This window comes from Mariniflexile sp. AS56, from assembly GCF_030552475.1.
In the GTDB taxonomy this organism is placed as follows: Bacteria; Bacteroidota; Bacteroidia; order Flavobacteriales; family Flavobacteriaceae; genus Mariniflexile.
The window spans coordinates 115553-134910 of the sequence record NZ_JAUPED010000002.1; the positions used below are offsets into that span (position 1 = coordinate 115553).

A 19358-nucleotide genomic window follows, 5' to 3' on the forward strand; every position below is an offset into this window, starting at 1 on the left:
GTTCCCGAGATTTGCAGTATAAATATAAAAAAAGAACATTATGAAAAAATTAATTTTATCTATCGGAATCGGAATTATAGCAACAGCATCCATTTTTGCACAACAAACAGAAATTGATATCACGCCCAATAACTCATGGTTAAAAGCAGGTTTAACAGCCGGTGTGCCTGTGGGAGATGCCAGCGACGTTTCGTCATTTAACTTAGGAGTCGATTTGAGAGGGCAATATTTATTCAACCCTAATTTCGCTATTGGTGTGGCTTCTGGTTATAGCCATTATTTTGCAAAAGATGGTTTAGAAGATTTTGGCGTGATTCCAGTAGCCGGTTTTGCACGTTATTATTTTACACCTAGCGGTCTGTTTTTAGGAACTGATGTTGGGTATGGGTTTTTATCTAATATAGATAATAACGACGGTGGTTTATACGTAAACCCACAAGTTGGGTACCACAACCGCGATTGGAATATTTATGGTTTCTACCAAAACACATTTGCAGAAAACGATCTCGATTTACAAAACGTAGGTATTGGTGTTACTTATAATATCAGGTTTAAATAAATTATAGTAAGTTTATAAGGGTAAAAAGAAGGGGCAAGTTGCTCCTTTTTTTATTTACTTATTGTTTGGCAAGCCTAAACAAATTACATTTGCACAACAAACAACACGCTACTTTTAATGAATACAATAACGAGTACCAATTTCAATTTTCCAGAGCAAAAATCTGTTTACCACGGAAAAGTTAGAGAAGTTTATAATATTAACGACGAAGCATTGGTTATGATTGCTACCGATCGCTTATCGGCTTTCGATGTAGTGATGCCAAAAGGGATTCCATACAAAGGGCAAATATTAAACCAAATAGCAACCAAAATGATGGCGGCTACTCAAGATATTGTGCCTAATTGGTTAACAGCAACTCCAGACCCTAATGTGGCTGTAGGGCATTTATGTGAGCCTTTTAAAGTAGAAATGGTAATACGTGGGTATATGAGTGGGCATGCAGCACGCGAGTATAAAGCAGGGAAGCGTATACTTTGTGGTGTGGCTATGCCAGAAGGGATGAAGGAAAACGATCAATTTCCAACGCCTATTTTAACGCCAGCAACCAAAGCAGAAATGGGCGACCACGATGAAGATATTTCGCGTGAAGACATTTTAAAACGTGGTATTGTAAGTGAAGCAGATTATGTGGTGTTGGAAGATTATACCCGTAAATTATTTCAAAGAGGTACCGAAATAGCAGCAAGCCGTGGTTTAATTTTAGTGGATACCAAATATGAATTTGGAAAAACTAAAGACGGACAAATTGTGTTGATTGATGAAATACACACACCAGACTCGTCTCGTTATTTTTATACCGAAGGTTATGAAGAACGCCAAGCAAAAGGGGAAGCACAAAAGCAACTAAGTAAAGAGTTTGTACGCCAATGGCTTATTGCAAACAACTTTCAAGGCTTAGAAGGGCAAACCGTACCGGTTATGAGCGATGAGTATATTGAGACCGTTAGCGCCCGTTATATAGAGCTTTACGAAAACATTACTGGCGAAACGTTTGTAAAAGGCGATGTAAGCGATATACAAAAACGTATTGAAACCAATGTGTTGGAATATTTGAAGAAATAGTAAACACTATTATATAAAAAAAAAAGGACCTTACGGATGTGAGGTCTTTTTTTTGTGGGGTGTTTTAGGAGATTCGTTTATGAGTACTAACCTTTTGATTCAGGAATAAACTTATGCATTGTTTTTATATAATGTCACCTTTAGTTTTTTCTAATAATCAGTGTTTCTAATAGATTTTGATTGTCTACTATTCTAGCAGTCTTGCTGTTGATTTCATATAAAAAAATGTGTTTTTCGGTTTTGCCTAAATATAATTTTTTTTTAGAAGTTCTAATCGCATTGTCTTTAAACTTAAAGTTATACTCAAGATCATTACCTTTTTCCTTTACTCTATACCCTTTAGAAAACCCGCTAAATATTGAAAATAATAAAGCAATAATCATTAAGTATATGAGTGGGTTCAAGTCCTTTGTTTTCAATTGTTTAAGGTAAAATGTTAGAAAAATAATCAAGTAAAAAACATAAGATATGTCATTAATTTTTTCATAAATATTATTTGAGATGAAGAAAATTACTAAGTTAGCTATTATACCACATAGTATTCCAAAAATCACAGACCATTTATTAAGAAAACTGAGCCATTTGTTGAAAATAAGATGACAAATATAACCACCAAGTATAATTATTAAATATACTAAAATATGCTCCATAAATAATGAAGCGTATTCTTTAATCGTTAAATAATCTATTATTCTAATATTGAACATCCCATAGTAGATAATCAAATTGATTGAACTACATAATGTTACAAATACTGCTCCTGATGGAATTAATTTAATCGCATTTGTAATTTCTTCTTTTTTTTCCAAGGTCTGAGATTAAAGGTAGTGTATAGAATTTCAATCCGTTTCAATGATTTATAATCTACGATAAACGAAGTTAGTTTTTTAATACCAGAAAATTAATATGTAATAATAGGTTTACAAACAAAGTTTTCAACAAAAAAGGCGTCATTCCGAATACATTTCAGAATAACACCTTAGTGATTTAATATAGTATAAAGCCTCTAGATAAAATCTAGATAGCCAAAATAGGACGTTTTAGCGTCTTCGTTTCTTAACAATAACTTGCTTTGCTTTTATGCGTACAAAAATTAATTTATGACGGCTTTTTGGGTTTTCGCGTTGCTCTAATTCAAAAATATCAATCGATTTTATTAAAGGCGTTAGCTTATCAAAACCAAAGTTTCTAGAATCGAAATTGGGTTGCTTTTTTTGTAACAAACTACCAACATCGCCAAGAAATGCCCATCCATCATCATCGGAAACATCGGCAATCGTGGTTTTAATTAATTCCACATCTTTTGGTGTTATTTTATCTACGCTGTCTTCTTTAGCATCGTCCACATCTTTATCTTCACGAGCGGCTTTATTTTTAATAATTTCAATGTAAATGAATTTATCGCAGGCCACAATAAATGGGTTGGGGGTTTTCCGTTCGCCAATACCAATTACTTGCATGCCAGCTTCACGCAAACGTGTTGCCAATCGTGTAAAATCGCTATCACTCGATACCAAACAAAAACCGTGCACTTTACCAGAATATAGAATATCCATGGCATCGATAATCATCGCGGAATCGGTTGAGTTTTTTCCGGTAGTATAACCATATTGCTGTATAGGCGTAATGGCGTTTTCAAGTAATAGGTTTTTCCATTTAGAAAGGTGTGGCTTGGTCCAATCACCATAAATACGTTTAATGCTGGGATTCCCGTATTTGGCAATCTCTTCCATCATTTCTTTAACGTGTGCCGATGGGATGTTATCGCCATCAATAAGTACTGCAATATTTATATTTGTATCCATGTAATTTTTTAATGTTGTAATTCGTGATGCATGCCTTAAAATCTCTTAACGCGATGCGAACTCACAGAATCACGAAGTTAGGATATAATATTTAAAAAAACGAACGAATTACTTACAGATACGGCATGCCATCTGTAAAATAACAGAGTGCTATTTCTTTTTATTTTTGGGTTTGCTGGCTTTGGCCAAGGGGTTAAAGGCTAAACATAATTGGAGCCAATACCATAAATCGGTATCGGTATCAAAACCATCGGGTGTTACAAATATATAACCACGCATGGGGCGTCCTGTAAAATCCATAGGGAGACAGGCAGGTTTTTCAAGTTCGGCTTCGTAAACGGTTTCACCAATACGTGCCATGAGTAAGTTGTCTCCAAATTTTTTATCGAAATGAATGCCGCAAAGCATTTTATTATCAACCTTAAAACAGAGGCCACCCATCATGCTTAACTCTTCAAAAAAGATATGGCTTTCTTGGAGTAATTGACGGATTCTATCGGCTAAAAAGGCATCGTAAGCCATCTTTTATCTTTTAAAGTATCGAATACATTTTCGAGCTAAATTATACATAAAATGGTTGGTTTGAGCGTAATAAAATGAGATCAAGCATACCGCAACAACAAACATGGTAGCTCCAAAAATAGCTTCCCAAGGGTTTAAAGATTGGTTGAAGAATTTTTTTAAGCCATAGCCTGTAAAACTTCCGTAAAGTAATATGAAGTGTATCACATACATAGACAGCGTTTTTTCTCCTATTCTTGAAATGATAGACTGTTTTAAATAGCGTTCGAAGGTGTAAAACAAGCCAAAAAGGATGAAAACATTACCCATTCTAATAAACAAGTAATTGTAATTGGCACAGCGCTCTAAAAGCTCGTAGCCGGTGATTCTGTGTAGATAAAAAAGAGTTTCAGTAGAATAATAAATAAGCAATACACCTACTGAAAAGAACGTCACAATGGTGAATTGTTTGAAAAGATTGCGGTGTGCATGCCTAAAAAACACGGTGGAAATAAAGGCTCCAAATGCAGAATATCCAAACCAAGGCATAATCGTAAAAACAGAACCATTCACTTTGGTCATATAATTCGCGAAAATTAGTGGCACATCGTCTATAACCAGTTTTCGGTATAAGGGTTCTGATATAAAAATGGCACAACCAATACAAAATAGCACAATGGAAAAGAGGTAACTATGGTTTTTAAATATAGAATACAGTATAACGAGGAGTATAAGCGACAAACCAATGCATTGCAGCACGTCTATAACTAAAAAATACGGACTAAAATACCCCGTAAACCAACTAACAAAATTAACACGTAAACTATAGCCTATACCTAGAAGTAGCAAACCTCTAAATATACCCTTCTTCATACGTTTTTTATCGTCGCCTTTGGCATTGGCACGTAATAGTAAATAGGTAAAAACGAGTCCGGAGATGGTGAAAAAAGTAGGAGCAGTGATTCCTCTAAAATACGACCATAAATTGTATGCAGGGTAAATAGGGTTTCTATAAAGCGGGTCTAATAGGGTATCAATAAAATGCCCCTGTAGCATCATTAAAATGGCAAATGCTCGAACAGCATCAATAAAATATAAGCGATTAGTTTGCAATCCTAAATTTAGTTTGATTAGGGTAAATATACTTCTAAAAATTAAAACTGGGTAAAGCTTCGTTAATATTTATCTAATTATGCCAAGATATTTTCAGGGTATTGCGCAATGCTTTGAGAATCTGATATAATAGGTGCTAAACTCAGTAAAAAAGAAGCTTATGTTTTTCAAATAAAGAAGGTTAAACCGAGTTGAAAGTCCTAAAATAGTTACTTGTAAATGCTGTGTTATACGTTGGTTTTACCCAAATAGCAGCGGTGTTTCATGGTTTTTTGAAATATTTAGAAAGGAAGCTTGAATTGGATTGAAAAAAAAAAGATTGTTAATGTTAGTTAGGAATAGGGAAAATATTAGAAAATGAGCATCGGGTTATTGTAGGTTTTACAGAGTAAATATTATATTAGCGGTCATGTCTTGTTTATATTTTGTGTTAAAAATTAAATATTCAGTAATTTTTTTAATGAAATGGCTGAATAATTCTGAAAAAATAAATCCTTTCTTTGAAAGATACATTTATACAACAATGGTTTAAAAAGAAGTTGTTTTTTCATAAAAAAAGACAAAAGCAGTATGGTACAGGATGGATTAACTTTTTTAAAACGAGTTATTTGATACTCACGATAGGTTTTTTTTAAAACACCTAAGTAACAACCGAAACAAGCATAAAAAATTAAATATTAACCAACATAATAAAATTAAAACATGTCAAAAAGCAAAGCAAAAGCCTATTGGAAGGAAAACATTAGGTACCTTTTTATACTATTAACCATTTGGTTTGTAGTATCCTTCGGTGCCGGAATCTTACTTAAAGATACATTAAATACTATAAGAATGGGAGGCTTTAAATTAGGTTTTTGGTTTGCACAACAGGGCTCTATTTATGTGTTTGTTGTTCTCATATTTGTATATGTTCGCCTTATGAATAAACTTGATAAAAAATATGGTTATGATGAATAGTTTATTTTTAGCAGCAGGTTTAGGCGTTCAAACTTGGACTTATATTATAGTAGGTATTACGTTCACACTTTATATAGGTATTGCGATTTGGTCGCGTGCAGGCTCAACCAAAGAGTTTTATGTAGCTGGTGGTGGTGTATCGCCATTAGCAAATGGTATGGCTACTGCAGCAGATTGGATGAGTGCAGCGTCTTTTATATCCATGGCAGGAATTATTTCCTTTGCAGGTTATGATGGGGCGGTGTATTTAATGGGATGGACCGGTGGTTATGTGCTTTTAGCATTACTACTTGCGCCTTATTTGCGTAAGTTCGGAAAATTTACAGTGCCCGATTTTATTGGGGATCGCTATTACTCCAATACAGCACGTTTTGTAGGGGTGTTTTGCGCACTTATTGTATCGTTTACCTATGTAGCAGGTCAAATGCGTGGCGTAGGTTTGGTGTTTTCTCGTTTTTTAGAAGTGGATATCAACACGGGGGTTATTATTGGAATGATTATCGTTTTATTTTATGCCGTTCTTGGTGGTATGAAAGGGATCACATATACTCAGGTAGCACAGTATTGCGTACTTATTTTCGCTTTTATGGTGCCTGCTATTTTTATATCTATTCAAATGACGGGGAACCCGATACCGCAATTAGGTTTTGGTAGTACGTTGGCTGATGGATCTGGAACGTATTTACTTGATAAATTAGATGGTTTAAGTGCTGATTTAGGGTTTGCTGAATATACGGAAGGCTCCAAATCAATGATTGATGTATTCGCCATCACTTTAGCCTTAATGGTTGGTACCGCAGGTTTACCACACGTTATTGTACGCTTTTTTACCGTGAAACGAGTGAAAGATGCGCGTAAATCAGCAGGTTTAGCTTTATTGTTAATTGCACTTTTATATACAGCGGCACCTGCAGTATCTGTTTTTGCAAGAACGAATTTAATCGAAACAGTTTCAAACCAACCTTATGCGAGTATGCCAGAATGGTTTCAAAAATGGGAAACCACGGGTTTAATTGTTTTTGATGATAAGAATAACGACGGAATCATACAATACTTAGCCGATCCTATCAAAAATGAATTGGTGGTAGATAATGATATTATGGTACTTGCCAATCCGGAAATTGCACAATTACCAGACTGGGTAATCGCTTTAGTAGCAGCAGGTGCATTGGCAGCCGCTTTATCTACAGCAGCTGGCTTGTTATTGGTAATTTCATCGTCTGTTTCTCATGATTTAATCAAGAAAATGATTAACCCAAATATTTCAGAAAAAGGAGAATTAATTGCAGCACGTTTAGCGGCTACTGTAGCAGTTTGTGTTGCTGGTTGGTTTGGTATTAATCCACCAGGGTTTGTTGCCGCAACCGTTGCTTTGGCCTTTGGTCTGGCTGCAGCGTCCTTTTTCCCTGCCATTATTTTAGGAATTTTCTATAAGAAAATGAACAAAGAAGGTGCTATTGCTGGTATGATTGTCGGTATCCTTTCCATGTTATTTTATATGCTTAAATTTAAATTCGACTGGTTTGGTGGCGGCGGAAAAGATGATTGGTGGTTTGGAATCTCACCAGAAGGTTTTGGTACTGTGGCCATGATTATTAACTTTATAGTATCGATTGTAATCATGAAGTTTACACCAGAACCGCCTCAAGAAGTACAAGATATTGTTGAAAATATTCGTATTCCAAGTGGTGCGGGAGAAGCTACGGGACATTAATTGTCAATTGACAATGGAGAATTAACAATTAATAATGTAAATTCATCAATTAATAAATCAACGATTTAACAAATCAACAGTAAAAAAAATGAGTAATTACCACATAAAACATTTAGAAGAATACTATCAAGTTTATAGAAAATCTATTAGAGAGCCTGAGAATTTTTGGGAAGAAGTTGCCGAAGAGCATTTCGTATGGCGTAAAAAATGGGATAATGTATTAAGTTGGGATTTTACCAAACCTGAAGTCAAGTGGTTTGAAGGTGCAAAACTTAATATTACTGAAAACTGTATTGACAGGCATTTAGCAACACGTGGTGATAAAACCGCTATTTTGTTTGAACCTAACAATCCTGATGAACCTTCAGAGCATATTACATACAGTCAGTTACATAAACGGGTAAACCAGTTTGCGAACGTACTGAAAGCACATGGTATTCAAAAAGGAGATCGTGTGTGTATTTATGTACCCATGATTCCGGAATTGGCTATTTCCTTATTGGCTTGTGCACGCATTGGTGCTATTCATTCGGTGGTATTTGCTGGGTTTTCTTCAACAGCAGTCGCCACACGAATTAATGATAGCGATTGTAAAATGGTTATTACGGCCGATGGGTCTTACCGTGGTGCGAAATCCATAGATTTAAAAGGTATTGTAGATGAAGCCTTGGAAGAATGTCCAGGTGTAAAAACGGTATTGGTTGCAAAACGCACCAATTCTGAAGTGCACATGAAAGAAGGTCGCGATTTGTGGTTGCAACCTCTGTTAGATGCCGCTTCAACAGAGTGTAAAGCAGAAATTATGGATGCGGAAGATCCGTTGTTTATTCTATATACATCTGGTTCTACAGGAAAACCAAAAGGGATGGTGCATACTACCGCAGGGTATATGGTGTACACCGCGTATACGTTTAAAAACGCGTTTCAGTACCGTGAAAATGATGTGTACTGGTGTACCGCCGATATTGGTTGGATTACCGGGCACAGTTACATTGTTTACGGCCCTTTAGCAAACGGAGCTACAAGTGTTATGTTTGAAGGCGTACCTAGTTATCCGGATTTCGGACGCTTTTGGCAAATAGTCGATAAACATAATGTAACTCAGTTTTATACCGCTCCAACGGCGATTCGTGCCTTGGCAAAACAAGGTGTGGAATTGGTAGAGAAATACGATTTATCATCCTTAAAAGTATTAGGAAGTGTTGGCGAACCTATCAACGAAGAAGCTTGGCACTGGTACAATGATGTGGTTGGGAAAAATAAAAGCCCGATTATAGATTCGTGGTGGCAAACAGAAACGGGTGGTATCATGATTACACCAATTCCCTATGTAACGCCAACCAAACCAACCTATGCGACTTTACCTTTTATAGGTATTCAACCCGCATTAATGGATGAGGCTGGGAATGAACTTAAAGGCAATCAAATTGAAGGCCGTTTGTGTATCAAATTCCCATGGCCGTCGATTGCGCGTACCATTTGGGGAAATCATGAGCGCTATAGAGAAACTTATTTTTCAACATATGAAAACAAATATTTTACGGGAGATGGTGCCTTACGTGATGAAGTAGGTTATTACCGTATTACAGGTAGGGTAGATGATGTTATTATTGTTTCAGGACATAACTTAGGAACAGCACCTATTGAAGATGCTATTAACGAGCATCCAGCTGTGGCAGAATCGGCCATTGTAGGGTTTCCACACGATATTAAAGGAAGTGCTTTGTATGGTTATGTAACGCTTAAAGATACCGGCGAATCTCGAAACCATGATAATTTACGAAAAGAAATTAATCAACTTATTTCAGATCGAATCGGACCTATTGCAAAACTTGATAAAATTCAATTTACCAACGGATTACCTAAAACACGATCAGGAAAAATTATGCGTCGTATTTTACGTAAAATAGCGAGTAAAGACACCTCAAACTTAGGCGATACCAGCACCCTGTTAAACCCAGAAGTGGTTCAGGATATTATGGATGAAGCTCTTTAAAAGAAATAAATAATTGACAATTATCAATTGATAATTGTCAATTATCTTTCTAACAAATACCCCCAATTTAAATGTTTGCGTTTGTCTAAGCGCGAAACTATCTTTAGAAATACTAAAGCCGTAATTAAAGCATCACCCGTAGCGGTGTGCCTATCTACCATAGGGACGTTTAGTTCTTTACACAAATCATCTAAGGAATACATTTTTTCTTTTTCCCTGTAAATAATGTGGATGGATTTTTTATATAAAACGCCCGTATCAATAAACTTGTTTTTTAATTTGCCTAAACCATGTCTTGAAAGCATTTCGTTCATCATGTTACGGTCAAAATTAGCATGGTGCGCAATTAAAACATCGTTTTTTATATAAGCTAAAAAGGTTTTTATAGCTTCTAATTCCGATACTTTTTCTCTGGAACCTGTTTTCATTAGGCCATGTATTTTAACTGTTTCGGGTTTGAAAACATCTTGTTCTAAATACAGTTCTAAACTATTATTTACCTGAATGGTTTTTCCAACAAAAGATACAGCGCCTATAGATAATACGCGGTCTTCTTTTTTATCGAAGCCTGTAGTTTCCGTATCAAAGGCTATAAAACGGGTATTTGGAATGGTGTCACCTTTGTTTTTCTTTTTACTAAAAGTCTCGAGGTAGACGTTCCAAAAATCGGGAAAGCTTTGTTTTTTCTTAAATAACCAATTAAAATTCATGTGCTTATATGTTTAGTTTTAAGTTGGTTACCGTTTACATGAAATTCTTTAAATCGAATCGCATTTTTAAGGTTTCTTGAATCTCTTGAATGGGCTTAAAGCAGCGTTTTAATTTTAGTTTTTCTTCTTTGGTGAGCGTTTCCAATTCAATAAACTTTCCTGAGTTGTTATGCAACAAGCCTTGTTTTGTTTTAAACTTAGATAAGGCTTTAAATGCGTAAGAACAGGATTGATACAATTCTTTGTTATTGGGTTCCATTTCGGCTAACTTCTCGAAGCGTTCTGCAGTATTGTTTATACCTTTTATATTGCTGCTTAAAATAAGTAACCTGGCAGCATCAATTAAGGGCATTAAGGCTCTGCTTTTTATATTGAAAAGGTCTTTTTGGTCGCCGCTTTCTTCAACTAAAAACTGTTTAAAGAAACCAAAAGCAGGTGGGTTTTTAAGCGCATCCCTTCCTAAAAACTTAAAGAATAAAGAAGTCTTGCTTAAACTTGAATAAATAGAGTTAGATAATTCATCTACCAAATTATTATCGCCATAAACGCTGTTGTAATCAAAAAAGATAGACGATAGTAAAATGGCCTTTTCATCGGGGTTTAAAATCCAATTTTCAAACTGCAATTTCCAATTGGTAATAGATTTGCACCATTCCACATTACTCGCCATCATATTGGCTTCGCAATATTCAAAGCCTATTTTGTTTAAAGATTTCGTAACCAGTTTAGCTACTTCTAGAAAATAGGCTTGCGTTTCTTCGTATTTATCAGCTTCAACATCTTGAAACACAATGGCATTATCTTGGTCTGTGAAAAGTAATTGTTCTTTTCTACCTTGACTCCCAATGGCCATCCATGAAAAAGGGACTGGAGGTGGTGTAGGCATTTTTTTAATGGCCAATTCAATGGCACGAATGTTAATCGCATCATTAATTTGAGAAATAATTTTTACGATGTGCGAAATAGGAATATTTTGTTCTAAATAACTTTTTAGTAAGGTATTGGCTTTAAGACGGGCTGTTCGTAATTTTTTAGTGCGTTTGGCACGTTTTATTTCTTTTAAAATAACAGATGGGTTGTTACCCAAAGTTACCAAAACATCGTGTTGGGTTAGTACGCCAATAAGTTTAGAATTTACAGTACCATCTTTGGTAATACACAAATGCCCAATGGTATGTTTTATCATTTGTAATTGACCATCGGCAACTGTTAAATCCTTTTTATTGGTGATAACAGGCGAACTCATGATATTGGTCACCGAAGTCTCAATAGGAAATAAGCCAGTTGCTATCTTGTTTTTTATATCACTATTGGTAATAATACCAACAGGTTTTGAATCCTCATCAACCACAATTATACAGCCAATTTTATGGGCGCTCATAGTGATGGCAGCATCTTTTAACGAGGATTTAAAATCGCATGTAATGGGGTTTTTAGTATAATTAGCGGTTTGAAAACTCAGCACATCTTGCGAAGTACTAGGTAAATAATCAGAAAATATTTTACCTGTTTCTTCGGCCGTATAAGGATCGTATGCGTTGGTTGCGAAAGCTGTAATTAAGAATTTATAAACACTGGCGTTGTTATTAGTAACCGCTTGGAAGGTGTCTATAGGAATGGCATACACGATAGATTCTTCGTTGGCTATAGCTGTAAGTTTGTAATTCTCTTTAGCAATAAGCGGGCGAACCCCAAAAATATCACCAGCATCACTAATATTCACAATTTCCTGAGCGTTGGTCGCATTGGTGTGAAATGAGGTGATAGCCCCATTACGAACCATGTAAAAGTGCTCGTTAAAAGCATCGCCTTTTTTAAATAACGTATCGCCTTTTTCTAAATAAATAATGGAAACTTGTTTCGATATTTTCAACAAATCGTCATCTTTCAGAATATTAAAAGGTGGGTAGTTTTTTAAAAAATCGTAAACACGTTCTGCAATAGAATTTTTCATTCAGTAAATTTATAATTCTTTTTTTAGAATGGTAAGCTTATTGTTGAAAGTGCTTGTTTTTATGATAAAAAAAAATACAACCTCGACAAAAAAGCGAGATTGTATTTATGTTGTTTTGCTTCATAATTCCATGGAATGGATAAAGCATATAATAAAAAAGTATCTTTTGGTACTAAATCATTTTAAAATCTAAAAGCAATTCACCTTCAACAAAACACTGTAAATGGTCACCTTTATAAATTTCACCAGCACCAACAGCAGGTGTTCCTGTAAAAATTAAATCGCCAGGTTCTAGAGTCATGTATTGCGATGTAAATGCTATAATATCACTAAAGGTGTAAATCATTAAAGCGGTGTTTCCAACTTGTTTTTCATCACCATTAATTACTAAATTAAAATTAATATCGTCCAATTTAGGAAAGTTAGCAACCGGTTTGAAGTTTGATATTGGTGCAGCACCATCAAAACCTTTACCTAAATCCCAAGGGCCTTTAGTTTCTCTACAAGCATTAAAAACATCTTTAGCGGTATAATCGATCCCAACAGCAATTTCAGAAATATAAGAAGCAGCATCTTCTAGACTAATATCTTTACCTTTTTTACCAATTTTGATAACCAATTCAATCTCATAATTTAATTGATTGGTAAAGCTAGGATAAACCACATCCTTATTGTCTTTTACTAGACTTGATTCTGGCTTAGAAAATATAATTTGATTTCCTGTTTTGTTCGCACTAATTTCTTCTTTGTTACTTACGTAGTTTTTTCCGATGGCCAGAATTTTCATAATGTTTGATTTAGTTAAAATTTAGATGGTAAATTTAATAAAATAAGCAATTTAAAATCCAACTAATTTTAACTTCTTTATAAGCTGCCATTTAACGTTTTTTTTGTAACTTAAAATGCACTAAATAAACGGATTATTATGAATAAAATTAACGCATACGCAGTAAAAGAAGCAGGCGCTTCCCTCGAAAAATTTCAATACGAATTGCCAGAAATAGGTAATGAAGAAGTAGATATTAAAGTCGCATATTGTGGTGTTTGTCATTCTGATATAAGTATGATTAACAACGATTGGGGCATGAGCCAATACCCTTTAGTACCAGGACATGAAATTGTTGGGGAAGTCATGGGCTTAGGAAACGGCGTGAAAGGTCTTAAAATAGGTGATAAAGTGGGTATGGGCTGGAGTTCTGGCGCTTGTATGCATTGTAACCAGTGTTTAGATGGAAAACAGCATTTATGTGGCAGTTCAGAATCTACTATTGTGGGACGTCATGGCGGATTTGCCGATGTGGTACGTGGCCATTGGTCGTGGGTAATTCCTTTACCAAAAGGTTTAGATATGGCAAAAGCGGGCCCTTTATTTTGTGGTGGAATTACTGTTTTCAGTCCCATTGTTCTATCTGGAGTAAAACCAACCGATAAAGTAGGCGTGATAGGTGTTGGTGGTTTAGGACATATGGCACTTAAGTTTTTAAGAGCTTGGGGTTGTGAGGTGACTGCTTTTAGTTCTAACCCTAGTAAAAAGGAAGGTATTTTAAAAATGGGGGCACACCATGTGGTAGATTCCACAAAACCAGAAGCTTTAGAGGGTATTGCGGGTACTTTAGATTTTATTTTAAATACTACCAATGTAACACTCGATTGGAATTCCTTTTTAACTACATTAGCACCACAAGGAAAGCTACACACTGTTGGTGCGGTTTTAGAACCTATGGCTATTCCTGCGTTTAGCTTAATTATGGGTGAAAAATCGGTAGGAGGGAGTCCGATAGGAAGTATTGCATTAACCAAAAAAATGTTGGAATTTTGTGTTAGACATTCTATTTATCCAACGGTTGAAGAATTTAAATTGGAGGACGTTAATAAAGCCATACAACATTTGGAAGATGGCAAAGCCCGATTTAGAATTGTACTAAAAGCATAAAAATTGTTTAATTAAAAAATTAATTACCATGGCAAAATCACAAGACGCTAAGAAAACCGTTAAAAAGGAGCCCCTTTTAACAGCAAAAGAAAAGAAAGCAGCAAAAATTGCTAAAAAGGCAAAACGCTCTTAAAGTTTTATAACTTTTAACATGAAAACCACTTTATTTAAGTGGTTTTTTTTATTTAATCTAATTCGTAGAATACACCATCTAGAATGGTTATTTTTGCATTTCATTTTTATTACAAGCTATTTTATAATGAGACACTTAAAAGCATCCTCAGAAACTACCAATAAATCAAAACCCAAAGTAACCATGGCGCAGGCCTTTAAAACCATTATTTGGCCTAGGCGAAATCTGGTTTTTATTGGGTTGATTTTAATTGTGATTAAAAGTATATCAGGTTTAATTTTGCCTTGGCAGAGTAAGGTGTTGCTAGACGAGGTGATACCCAATAAAGATTATTCGCAACTCTATACTTTAATTGCTATTGTACTATCTGCAATTTTAGTACAAGCGGTGACCTCCTTTTTATTAACCCGAGTTTTAAGTGTACAAGCACAGTTTTTAATTAGTGAATTACGTGCACAGGTTCAAAAAAAGATTTTGTCTTTACCTATTAGTTTTTTCGATAATACAAAATCGGGAGCCTTAGTATCGCGAATTATGAGTGATGTTGAAGGTGTTAGAAATCTTATTGGTACCGGTTTAGTGCAATTGGTAGGTGGTAGTTTTACGGCTATTGTGTCGCTGGTTATTTTAATAAAAATAAACCCTTGGATGACCCTTTTTGTATTCGTACCACTTTCAATTTTCGGATATATTGCGTTAAGAGCCTTTAAATACATTCGACCTATTTTTAGAACCAGAGGAAAAATTAATGCTGAAGTGACGGGGCGTTTAACAGAAACCTTAGCGGGTGTTCGTGTTATAAAAGCATTTAATGCAGAAGAACAAGAACAAATTGTGTTTGAAAAAGGGGTAGATAAACTGTACCAAAACGTAAAAAAGAGTTTAACCGCTACGGCATTTATGACCAGTTCTTCAACCTTTTTAATAGGGGTTGCTACTACAGGTATTATGGGAATGGGTGGTTATTATATGATTCAAGGGGAAATGACTACGGGAGATTTTTTATTCTTCACCTTAATTCTAGGTTTTATGATTGCGCCTATAGTGCAAATGAGTAATATAGGTAGCCAACTTACTGAAGCATTAGCTGGTTTAGATAGAACCGAGGAGCTTATGAATATGACGGCAGAAGAAGATAACGAAGAACGCACTATTGAGCTAAAAGACTTAAAAGGTGAAATTACGTTTAAAGATGTCTCGTTTTCTTATGATGAAGGTAAAGAAGTATTGCATAACATTAATTTTACAGCACCTGCAGGTTCTGTAACCGCCTTGGTTGGAAGCTCAGGATCTGGGAAATCGACGATGGCTGGTTTATCGGCTACTTTTTTAACTCCGAAGTCGGGGATGGTGACCATTGATAATCAAGATTTATCGAAAGTAAAATTAAGTACGTATCGCCAATATTTAGGGGTGGTATTGCAGGATGAATTTTTATTTGAAGGTAGCATTAGAGAGAACATAATGTTCCCAAGACCAAATGCTACGGAAGCCGAATTACAAAACGCGGTGAAAGCAGCCTATGTAAACGAATTTACCGACCGTTTTGATGATGGTTTGGAAACTTTAATTGGTGAGCGTGGTGTGAAATTATCAGGAGGGCAGCGTCAGCGTTTAGCTATTGCGCGTGCTATTCTTGCTAACCCAAAAATTATTATCTTAGATGAGGCTACTTCCAGTTTAGATACTGAAAGTGAAGCTTTAATTCAGAAAAGTTTATCTGAATTAATAAAAGACAGAACCACTATCGTGATTGCACACCGTTTGAGTACCATTAAAAAAGCAGACCAAATTTTAGTGATAGAAGCTGGTAATATCGTAGAACGTGGTACGCATCAAGAGTTGATTACTTTAGAGGGTAGGTATTACGATTTATACACGTATCAAGCGAAAATTTAAAAACAGGTATTATGACAATTTCAGACGTACAGCCCACCGAATATCATACGTTTTACAGTAATTACTTGGCATTAATACCCAAAGACAAGCTGTTGATTGATGGGTTTAAAGAAAGTGCTCAGGAGATTGTTGACTTTTTTCAAAACATGCCTATTGTAAAACTGAACTATGCCTATGCGAGCCAAAAGTGGAGCGTTAAAGAAGTGTTTCAGCATCTTATAGATACCGAACGAGTTTTTCAATACCGTTGTTTTTGTATTGCTCGACACGATAAAACGGCTTTACCAGGTTATGAGCAAGATGATTATATAATGCCTTCAAAAGCAAAAAATAAAAGTATAGAATCGTTAGTGGAAGAGTTTAAAGCAGTGCATCACAGTTTTATAGTCTTACTTGACTCTTTAACAGATGATGATTTACTATCTGTAGGTAATGCAAATGGAAACCCAATGTCTGCCAGAGCAGCTGCGTTCATTATTTTAGGCCATAATATATGGCACATTAATATTATAAAAGAACGCTATTTGTAAATAGTAGCTCGTTTTTAATAAGAAGCTAATACCATTATATTAAGCCAAACTCACCATACGTTTTTGACTTATCAGGAACAAAAACACCAATAAAGATAAGATTCCAAAAACTGAAAACCCTATAAACAACGGGAGCACAGAGGTTTCAACAAAGCCACCAATGTAATTAGCAATGGGTACCGCTAAAACTGTGGAGATAAACCCGTTTATAGCAGCTCCAATACCTGCAATATGTCCTAAAGGTTGCATGGCTAATGCTCTTAAATTTCCAAATAAAAATCCAACTGCAAAAAACTGCATGGCAAAAAAGCCAACCAAAACATAAATACTTGGGTTATTGCCAGACCAGAATATAATTACATATAAAATAGATATAATACAATATGCAATTGTTGCTATATAGCCAATGCGCATCATACCAAACTTAACAACCAAGGTGCTATTTAAATAGGTTGCTAAACCAATTGAAATAGCTAAACTAGCGAAGATATATGGGAACATTTCGGCTAACTGGTACTGACTTTCAAATATTTGTTGAGAGGTGCTTAAATACACCATAAAAGAGCCTGTTATAAAACCAGAAATTAAAGTGTAGGCAATGGCTTCTGGGTACTTGAAAAACTCCGTAATACCATTAGCAAATAAATCGGTCGAGAACTTAATACGTTTCTCTTTGGGGAGGGTTTCGGGTTGACGTTTCCAAAACCAAAACATGATGATGACACCAAAAACCAAATTAAAGTAAAAAATAGCTTCCCAATTAAAGAAGTAAAGAAAAAAGGTGCCTAAAGTGGGGGCTATTACGGGGATTAATATAAAGAACATCACCACAATAGATACTATTTTAGCCATATAATCACCACTATAAGAATCTCTAACCATAGAAATACTTAAACTTCTAGGAGATGAAAGTCCGATGCCTTGCAAAACGCGCCCCACAAGCATCACTTCAAAACTGGTAGTCGTAACGCAAACAATACTCGCTATTATAAACACAAGGAAACCAATAAATACAATCGGTTTTCTTCCAAAACTGTCTGATAACGGACCGAAAATAAGTTGACCAAAGCCTAAACCTAAAAAAATCATGGTTACCAGTAACTGGTTATCACTAGGGTTTGTAATGTTTAGGGAAGTTCCAATATCAGGTAAGGCAGGTAATAAAGCGTCAATAGATAGGGCAACAATAGACATTAAAGAAGCCATTAAGGCAACAAATTCAAATTTAAAGGTCTGTTCTTTTTGCATGGTGCAAAAATACTTTATTATAATAGATAAGAAAGTGCTCTAGTCGTTAATATAATATTAAAAAACGGCAGTACTTCTGTTAAATAAAATATATTTGTTAATTCATGTTAATCTAAAAATTGTAATTATATTATGAAGTACTTCCTGTATTCTTTAAGTTTATTCGTGTTTTTTTCTTGTAGTGAAAAAGAACCTGATTATGTTGCTTTGAATGAGCAACAAATTAGCGATTATATTGCTGAATATAATATTGTAGCTCAAAGAAGTGATAGTGGCTTATATTATGTGATTGACGAACTAGGAACTGGTGTGCAACCTACAGCCGCTTCAAACGTTACGGTGGCATATAAAGGCTATTTTTTAAATGGTTCTGTTTTTGACCAAAGTAATGCTGATGGTATTTCTTTTAACTTAAGACAGGTAATTAGTGGCTGGACAGAAGGGATTACTTATTTTAAAGAAGGAGGCAGCGGTATGTTGTTAATCCCAGCACATTTGGCTTATGGTAATTCAAATCGTGGAAGTATTCCAGGAGGTTCAGTCCTTCTTTTCGATATTGAACTCATTTCAGTAAACTAAATAGAAATTGTTTTAGAACTATGAATTTTGCCCCCTTATTAAAATACATTGCTAATTATGTTAGTTTAACAGCTACTGAAATTGCTTTTTTAGAATCGAAACTAACAATTAGAACGTATTTAAAAGGACAATATATTGTGCAACAAGGCGATATTTGTAAGAATGTGGGTTTTGTATTGTCTGGTTGTACTAAAACATTTTATGTAGATAAAGAAGGGCAGGAGCATATACTTATGTTTTCAGTGGAAGATTGGTGGACTTCGGATATGGGCAGTTTTATAACCCAAACACCAGCTTATTTTAATGTGCAATGTCTGGAAAATACCGAGTTAGTGATGTTTTCCTATGAAGCTAATGAAGAGTTGTATGAGGCGATTCCGAAATTAGAACGCTTTTTCAGACTTATTATTCAAAAAGCTTTTGTGTCTTCACAAGAACGCATTGTTCGAAATTTTAGTCTTTCAGCTAAAGAACAGTACCTTCATTTTAGAGATCAATACCCACTTATAGAGCAGCGCATTCCGCAGTACATGATCGCATCTTACCTAGGTATCACCAAAGAATTTCTTAGTAAAATTAAAAGCCAGCTTATTCTGGAACAGTGAATGTTAATCTAGTTTAACATCATTTAATAATCTATGTCATTTTTTGTAAGTTAGATG

The 19358-nt window shown here is 35.1% G+C and carries 18 protein-coding genes; 10 read left to right on the forward strand and 8 right to left on the reverse strand.

Annotation, left to right across the window (positions count from 1 at the left end):
* The first annotated feature begins 40 nt into the window (after nucleotides 1-40).
* Both Q5N74_RS03205 and Q5N74_RS03210 read left to right on the forward strand, forming a co-directional pair.
* Complete coding sequence (locus Q5N74_RS03205; protein WP_304387263.1) at nucleotides 41-559, forward strand: hypothetical protein; 519 nt, start codon at nucleotides 41-43, stop codon at nucleotides 557-559.
* 117 nt (nucleotides 560-676) lie between these two features.
* Nucleotides 677-1624 carry a phosphoribosylaminoimidazolesuccinocarboxamide synthase gene (locus tag Q5N74_RS03210; RefSeq protein WP_304387264.1) on the forward strand — a complete coding sequence of 316 codons (948 nt, stop codon included), beginning with the start codon at nucleotides 677-679 and terminating at the stop codon, nucleotides 1622-1624.
* A 140-nt stretch (nucleotides 1625-1764) separates the two neighbouring features.
* Here the strand turns inward: Q5N74_RS03210 and Q5N74_RS03215 are convergent, their stop codons facing one another.
* The 4 genes from Q5N74_RS03215 to Q5N74_RS03230 all read right to left on the reverse strand — a co-directional run bounded on the left by Q5N74_RS03215 (nucleotide 1765) and on the right by Q5N74_RS03230 (nucleotide 5043).
* Nucleotides 1765-2433, reverse strand: a complete 669-nt coding sequence (locus Q5N74_RS03215) for a hypothetical protein (protein WP_304387265.1) — start codon at nucleotides 2431-2433, stop codon at nucleotides 1765-1767.
* Between the two features lie 231 nt (nucleotides 2434-2664).
* Entirely contained in the window at nucleotides 2665-3429 is a 765-nt protein-coding gene (locus tag Q5N74_RS03220) for an NYN domain-containing protein (RefSeq protein ID WP_304387266.1), read from the reverse strand.
* 150 nt (nucleotides 3430-3579) lie between these two features.
* Nucleotides 3580-3951, reverse strand: coding sequence for an RNA methyltransferase (locus Q5N74_RS03225; RefSeq protein WP_304387267.1), 372 nt, complete (start codon nucleotides 3949-3951; stop codon nucleotides 3580-3582).
* Between the two features lie 3 nt (nucleotides 3952-3954).
* A complete protein-coding gene (locus Q5N74_RS03230; RefSeq protein WP_304387268.1) occupies nucleotides 3955-5043 on the reverse strand; it encodes a heparan-alpha-glucosaminide N-acetyltransferase domain-containing protein in 1089 nt (362 codons plus the stop codon).
* A gap of 702 nt (nucleotides 5044-5745) precedes the next feature.
* Here Q5N74_RS03230 and Q5N74_RS03235 point away from each other — a divergent pair.
* The 3 genes from Q5N74_RS03235 (at nucleotide 5746) to acs (ending at nucleotide 9710) form a co-directional block, all read left to right on the forward strand.
* The gene (locus Q5N74_RS03235) at nucleotides 5746-6000 is read left to right on the forward strand and encodes a DUF4212 domain-containing protein (protein ID WP_304387269.1); all 255 of its coding nucleotides are present in this window, start codon (nucleotides 5746-5748) and stop codon (nucleotides 5998-6000) included.
* A complete protein-coding gene (locus Q5N74_RS03240) occupies nucleotides 5990-7714 on the forward strand; it encodes a sodium:solute symporter family protein (protein ID WP_304387270.1) in 1725 nt (574 codons plus the stop codon). Before Q5N74_RS03235 ends, Q5N74_RS03240 begins: the two co-directional genes overlap by 11 nt.
* Nucleotides 7715-7802: 88 nt before the next feature.
* Nucleotides 7803-9710, forward strand: coding sequence for an acetate--CoA ligase (gene acs / locus Q5N74_RS03245; RefSeq protein WP_304387271.1), 1908 nt, complete (start codon nucleotides 7803-7805; stop codon nucleotides 9708-9710).
* A gap of 41 nt (nucleotides 9711-9751) precedes the next feature.
* Here the strand turns inward: acs and Q5N74_RS03250 are convergent, their stop codons facing one another.
* The 3 genes from Q5N74_RS03250 to Q5N74_RS03260 form a co-directional block, all read right to left on the reverse strand.
* Entirely contained in the window at nucleotides 9752-10420 is a 669-nt protein-coding gene (locus Q5N74_RS03250) for a 3'-5' exonuclease (RefSeq protein ID WP_304387272.1), read from the reverse strand.
* Nucleotides 10421-10454: 34 nt separating this feature from the next.
* Nucleotides 10455-12374: a DUF294 nucleotidyltransferase-like domain-containing protein gene (locus Q5N74_RS03255; protein ID WP_304387273.1), complete on the reverse strand. Its 1920-nt coding sequence runs from the start codon at nucleotides 12372-12374 to the stop codon at nucleotides 10455-10457.
* Between the two features lie 172 nt (nucleotides 12375-12546).
* On the reverse strand, nucleotides 12547-13161 hold the full coding sequence (locus Q5N74_RS03260; RefSeq protein ID WP_304387274.1) for a fumarylacetoacetate hydrolase family protein: 615 nt from the start codon (nucleotides 13159-13161) through the stop codon (nucleotides 12547-12549).
* A gap of 138 nt (nucleotides 13162-13299) precedes the next feature.
* On the opposite strand from Q5N74_RS03260, the gene Q5N74_RS03265 reads away from it, so the two are divergent.
* The 3 genes from Q5N74_RS03265 to Q5N74_RS03275 all read left to right on the forward strand — a co-directional run bounded on the left by Q5N74_RS03265 (nucleotide 13300) and on the right by Q5N74_RS03275 (nucleotide 16869).
* The gene (locus tag Q5N74_RS03265) at nucleotides 13300-14307 is read left to right on the forward strand and encodes an NAD(P)-dependent alcohol dehydrogenase (protein WP_304387275.1); all 1008 of its coding nucleotides are present in this window, start codon (nucleotides 13300-13302) and stop codon (nucleotides 14305-14307) included.
* Nucleotides 14308-14566: 259 nt separating this feature from the next.
* Nucleotides 14567-16339: an ABC transporter ATP-binding protein gene (locus Q5N74_RS03270; protein WP_304387276.1), complete on the forward strand. Its 1773-nt coding sequence runs from the start codon at nucleotides 14567-14569 to the stop codon at nucleotides 16337-16339.
* Nucleotides 16340-16350: 11 nt separating this feature from the next.
* The gene (locus Q5N74_RS03275; protein ID WP_304387277.1) at nucleotides 16351-16869 is read left to right on the forward strand and encodes a DinB family protein; all 519 of its coding nucleotides are present in this window, start codon (nucleotides 16351-16353) and stop codon (nucleotides 16867-16869) included.
* Between the two features lie 39 nt (nucleotides 16870-16908).
* Here Q5N74_RS03275 and Q5N74_RS03280 read toward each other — a convergent pair whose 3' ends face one another.
* Nucleotides 16909-18117: a multidrug effflux MFS transporter gene (locus tag Q5N74_RS03280; protein WP_304387278.1), complete on the reverse strand. Its 1209-nt coding sequence runs from the start codon at nucleotides 18115-18117 to the stop codon at nucleotides 16909-16911.
* A gap of 132 nt (nucleotides 18118-18249) precedes the next feature.
* Here Q5N74_RS03280 and Q5N74_RS03285 point away from each other — a divergent pair, with 132 nt between their 5' ends.
* Together Q5N74_RS03285 and Q5N74_RS03290 are read left to right on the forward strand one after the other, a co-directional pair.
* The gene (locus Q5N74_RS03285) at nucleotides 18250-18696 is read left to right on the forward strand and encodes an FKBP-type peptidyl-prolyl cis-trans isomerase (protein ID WP_304387279.1); all 447 of its coding nucleotides are present in this window, start codon (nucleotides 18250-18252) and stop codon (nucleotides 18694-18696) included.
* A gap of 20 nt (nucleotides 18697-18716) precedes the next feature.
* A complete protein-coding gene (locus Q5N74_RS03290) occupies nucleotides 18717-19301 on the forward strand; it encodes a Crp/Fnr family transcriptional regulator (RefSeq protein ID WP_304387280.1) in 585 nt (194 codons plus the stop codon).
* Nucleotides 19302-19358 lie beyond the last annotated feature (57 nt).

Coding starts and splice junctions, on each gene's coding strand:
- Q5N74_RS03205 (WP_304387263.1), top strand. CDS start 41: ATGAAAAAATTAATTTTATCTATCGGAATCGGAATTATAGCAACAGCA.
- Q5N74_RS03210 (WP_304387264.1), top strand. CDS start 677: ATGAATACAATAACGAGTACCAATTTCAATTTTCCAGAGCAAAAATCT.
- Q5N74_RS03220 (WP_304387266.1), bottom strand. CDS start 3,429: ATGGATACAAATATAAATATTGCAGTACTTATTGATGGCGATAACATC.
- Q5N74_RS03225 (WP_304387267.1), bottom strand. CDS start 3,951: ATGGCTTACGATGCCTTTTTAGCCGATAGAATCCGTCAATTACTCCAA.
- Q5N74_RS03235 (WP_304387269.1), top strand. CDS start 5,746: ATGTCAAAAAGCAAAGCAAAAGCCTATTGGAAGGAAAACATTAGGTAC.
- Q5N74_RS03240 (WP_304387270.1), top strand. CDS start 5,990: ATGATGAATAGTTTATTTTTAGCAGCAGGTTTAGGCGTTCAAACTTGG.
- acs (WP_304387271.1), top strand. CDS start 7,803: ATGAGTAATTACCACATAAAACATTTAGAAGAATACTATCAAGTTTAT.
- Q5N74_RS03250 (WP_304387272.1), bottom strand. CDS start 10,420: ATGAATTTTAATTGGTTATTTAAGAAAAAACAAAGCTTTCCCGATTTT.
- Q5N74_RS03255 (WP_304387273.1), bottom strand. CDS start 12,374: ATGAAAAATTCTATTGCAGAACGTGTTTACGATTTTTTAAAAAACTAC.
- Q5N74_RS03260 (WP_304387274.1), bottom strand. CDS start 13,161: ATGAAAATTCTGGCCATCGGAAAAAACTACGTAAGTAACAAAGAAGAA.
- Q5N74_RS03265 (WP_304387275.1), top strand. CDS start 13,300: ATGAATAAAATTAACGCATACGCAGTAAAAGAAGCAGGCGCTTCCCTC.
- Q5N74_RS03270 (WP_304387276.1), top strand. CDS start 14,567: ATGAGACACTTAAAAGCATCCTCAGAAACTACCAATAAATCAAAACCC.
- Q5N74_RS03275 (WP_304387277.1), top strand. CDS start 16,351: ATGACAATTTCAGACGTACAGCCCACCGAATATCATACGTTTTACAGT.
- Q5N74_RS03280 (WP_304387278.1), bottom strand. CDS start 18,117: ATGCAAAAAGAACAGACCTTTAAATTTGAATTTGTTGCCTTAATGGCT.
- Q5N74_RS03285 (WP_304387279.1), top strand. CDS start 18,250: ATGAAGTACTTCCTGTATTCTTTAAGTTTATTCGTGTTTTTTTCTTGT.
- Q5N74_RS03290 (WP_304387280.1), top strand. CDS start 18,717: ATGAATTTTGCCCCCTTATTAAAATACATTGCTAATTATGTTAGTTTA.